The sequence below is a fragment of the Congzhengia minquanensis genome (genome assembly GCF_014384785.1).
Classification (GTDB): domain Bacteria; phylum Bacillota; class Clostridia; order UBA1381; family UBA9506; genus Congzhengia; species Congzhengia minquanensis.
The window spans coordinates 1-3,583 of the sequence record NZ_JACRSU010000012.1; the positions used below are offsets into that span (position 1 = coordinate 1).

A 3,583-nucleotide genomic window follows, 5' to 3' on the forward strand; every position below is an offset into this window, starting at 1 on the left:
TTCTGTTGCGGTTGCAGGCCTGCCAAACGTGTCGTAGGTATATTCATACACCGTTTTAAATCCGCCCTCGTAGTTCACCTGTGAGGCCTTCAGATTGCCAAAACTGTCAAATTGTTGCTAAGTCATGATTTTAAAACAGAATTTTATGGAATATAAATCATATTTTCATCATATTCGATTTCTGGAGGATTTGGCTTAATGAAAAAATCAATATATTTGATTTGTCCTGGTAACCCACCATAGTCTTCGTGTGGAAACGTAGGAATATATAATGCAGTATAAAGTAACTGCATAAATTCATATGCAGGAATAGGTTCATTTAACTGTGATTCGTTCACTGTCAAGGTTGAATAATTAACCAGATTGTTACTGTTAATTAAACCTATTTCCTCTGCAAATCTGAAGTTTTTATAATCATCTTCCCATGTGCACAACGCATCCCATAGATCGTCACGAATTCTATTAAAAACAGTAAATAAACGGGTAACCAAAGAAATCGCCTCATAGTATGTAATATTTTCATCAAGAGCTGCAAGATGTTTTCCTTCTGAATCTTCTCTACCAGAAATCAATGGGTCAAAACTTAATGCTTCTAATAGCGAACAATCATACGTTCCCGGGACAAGATCCGTGAAATATGTAGAATTTTGAAACCATTCCATCACATTTTCTGGTTTGCTTAGTTCTCTGCTTCCTTCATACCTTACAATACACACCATTTCGAAGGCGTTTCTTCGGTTTATTGGGTCATCTCTATCCCATTTTTCAGTGGGGTTACGCACAATATCTAATTGTGACAGTGTGTTTGCCGCGTTTCGAAGATTATCTCTAATAATAGCTTCATGATCATCTTGTTTTAAATTTCTTGGATTATCATTATAGTCGGCAAAAACAGTGTTTATTGATATTAAAAAAATCATTATACAAATACATATACAACATAATTTTTTCATCTAAAATTTCCCTCCATATAATTTAATTGTATATCATACCAAATATACAAAGACTGCATTAAAGACACGCCATAGCTTTCAGAAAATATCTTCCTACTATATTTTTGGGTAGTCTGCCATGGCCATGTCCCATATGCATTTGGATGAACGCCTATCCCGTTATATTTTGATACATCGCGCGGCGCATACCCCATTTCCTGTCTGAATTTTTCTTCAACTGTTATTGCAGCTGCTTCCTTATATCCCTCTAATGCTTTATTATGGATATCCCCCTCAACGTCATCAAGTATATTTTTTCTTACCTCACTGTCATATCCATTTCTTAAGGAATATACATGGGTGGCTTCGTGTATTAACCGGGACTGTACTTCAGAATCCGGTATTCGTGTCAAATTACCTTCTGAATCTTCCATTGAAAGCCCAACGTCAATCGAAGTACTTGAACTGCTTCCTTCGAGAGTTGAATTCTCATTAAAATTTATATTAAATTTTACAGGAGATTCAATTAACCAATTCAGCAAGGCCATTCCAGTTTCAGAGGCATTTTCACCGCTTCCTTCAATTTTCATCAATTTTTTATTTTTATACTCAAAAGTCAATTCATCTGTTCCATAAATGGCATACGCCTGTTGTTTAAAAAATTCATACTCATCCTCGTTTCGAAATTTTAAATACAGCCCCCACGGATCGGTAAACTTAACGGGAGTGAAGTGTTGGTAGGGATACAAACTTCTTTATAAATGCTTGCTTTTGTTGTTTTTGACTTTTTTCTCTTATGGGGGCAGAATGCTCTGCCCCCATAAAGGAGAATTTTTATTATTGTTCAGCCATTTGCCTTTGTGTTAAAAATTCCAAATATGTCATGCATCGCTCCTCATCAATATTTCCTTCCATCTTAAACCTATTATTTTCCCGATCGTAATATTTGTATCTTTTTTGTTGCAACAACCTTTCAAGCAGTACAAAAAAATTGTCTTGGCTGATAAAGTCATTAAGATTTTGAATAAAATCATCTTTATCATTTATCAGTCCATTATCTTTCGCTTTTTCAAGGATCAAATCAAAGTCTGTTTTGTCAGATTGCAGACATCTAACCATAAAAGCTAATGTTTCTTTAACTGTTGCTGCACGATTCGGAAAAAAGAAGAAGTCTGTATTTTTTCCTGTATGTGACGTCCTATACGTTGGATAATCAACGATACACTCTTCTCCATATGCAATCTTCGCTCTGTATGCACAACCAAAATAGGAATAAGAATCCGTATCTTCAAAAGCTACAAAATCGGCTCCATTTAATTTTTCTATGTCCTCATTAGTTACTCCAATCACTCTCGTAATTGCAACTATGCATTCCGCGCGAGTTACTGTATTGGAGTTTGAAAGGTAGCTTTCATCAATAATATTAAGTTCAGTCAACATATCTCTTTCCACAGAAATATCACTATCCGCATACACTGTATTCATCCCCAATAAGCAAATTACTAACAAAGCAATCGATATAATTCTTTCCAAAGCAAACACTCCCTTTATTTAATACGCAGTTCTTTTATTGAGCCCTTGTTCCGCCCGCAACGTATTTTCTGTTAATGATCCTGGCCAAGGTAAATAGAATCTGCGGAAGGCGTAGACACCATTTGGATTTGGAAACTCTACAACATGGGCTAAACCTACAGTATTATATTCCTCTGATATGTTTAATTTATCTCCATTTGCATTATATCTATCATCCATAACCAGCCCTTTATTTGTATAACGATATACCGTTCTTGACGGATCAGCTAAAGTACCATTCATATGATGTGTTGCGTGAATCAACTCGTGCCCAAGGAGTATATGTGCTACGTCCTTATGGTCTTGCCATACCGAACCACCATTACCGTCGGAAACCATATATCCCCAATTACCACCTTCTTCATCCCAATCATTCATGCGCACAATGGCACCACCATCTAAGTAATCCACATAACAACCATCGTTTTCTACGTATTCTCGTTGAATCTGGCAATCAAAATCATTATTGCCAATCATATCAGAAACCATTTTTGAACCCGCCGTTAAGGTTTTATCCGTGTTCATTGTGCCAGTATTCACAATCGTTACAATGCCTGTTTCTTTATCATAGGTTAGTTCATCATTTGTCAATGCTTGTAACTGGTCAAAAGACCTTTGCATTTCGTCTTCAGAACCAACAAGCGTAATTATCAATCCACTCGGATCCACAAACTTCAACGGATTGCCACCACAATAGCTAAACCAGTTCAAACCGTCTTTTGCAGGGTCTTCAGTTAAGAACCGTCCTGATGTGGGGTCTAAGTATCGCATGCGGAGGTAGATATAACCCGACTCGGGGTCGTGGTATTCTCCACGGTAGCCGAAGTTATCAGCAAATTTTTACTCGTAATCTTATACAAAATTTATTAATCGTGCTTTTAATATCTTTATATTATCACATAAATTTACAAAGTACAAGTTTTTTTCTTTCTATATTAATTAAAAGGGGTAGTCATCACGACTACCCCTTGGCCTAAATACATCAGCGTTTGCCCTCATAAAAATTAAATTGTGAATCAATATAGCCTTCCACACCATTTAAAATTACATTCGCATAACCATTTTTAAAACGAGAGGCC

4 protein-coding genes and 1 pseudogene are annotated in these 3,583 nt (G+C 36.2%); all 5 read right to left on the minus strand.

Annotation, left to right across the window (positions count from 1 at the left end):
* Positions 1 to 143: 143 nt before the first annotated feature.
* A complete protein-coding gene (locus H8698_RS13120; RefSeq protein WP_249313887.1) occupies positions 144 to 953 on the minus strand; it encodes a hypothetical protein in 810 nt (269 codons plus the stop codon).
* Complete coding sequence (locus H8698_RS13125; protein WP_249313888.1) at positions 950 to 1,552, minus strand: hypothetical protein; 603 nt, start codon at positions 1,550 to 1,552, stop codon at positions 950 to 952. The genes H8698_RS13120 and H8698_RS13125 overlap by 4 nt, the downstream gene beginning before the upstream one ends.
* A gap of 217 nt (positions 1,553 to 1,769) precedes the next feature.
* Positions 1,770 to 2,465: a hypothetical protein gene (locus H8698_RS13130; RefSeq protein ID WP_249313889.1), complete on the minus strand. Its 696-nt coding sequence runs from the start codon at positions 2,463 to 2,465 to the stop codon at positions 1,770 to 1,772.
* An 18-nt stretch (positions 2,466 to 2,483) separates the two neighbouring features.
* A complete protein-coding gene (locus H8698_RS13450) occupies positions 2,484 to 3,125 on the minus strand; it encodes a M91 family zinc metallopeptidase (protein ID WP_346726852.1) in 642 nt (213 codons plus the stop codon).
* 42 nt (positions 3,126 to 3,167) lie between these two features.
* A pseudogene (locus H8698_RS13345) lies at positions 3,168 to 3,323 on the minus strand (RHS repeat-associated core domain-containing protein); the annotation flags it as partial.
* Positions 3,324 to 3,583 lie beyond the last annotated feature (260 nt).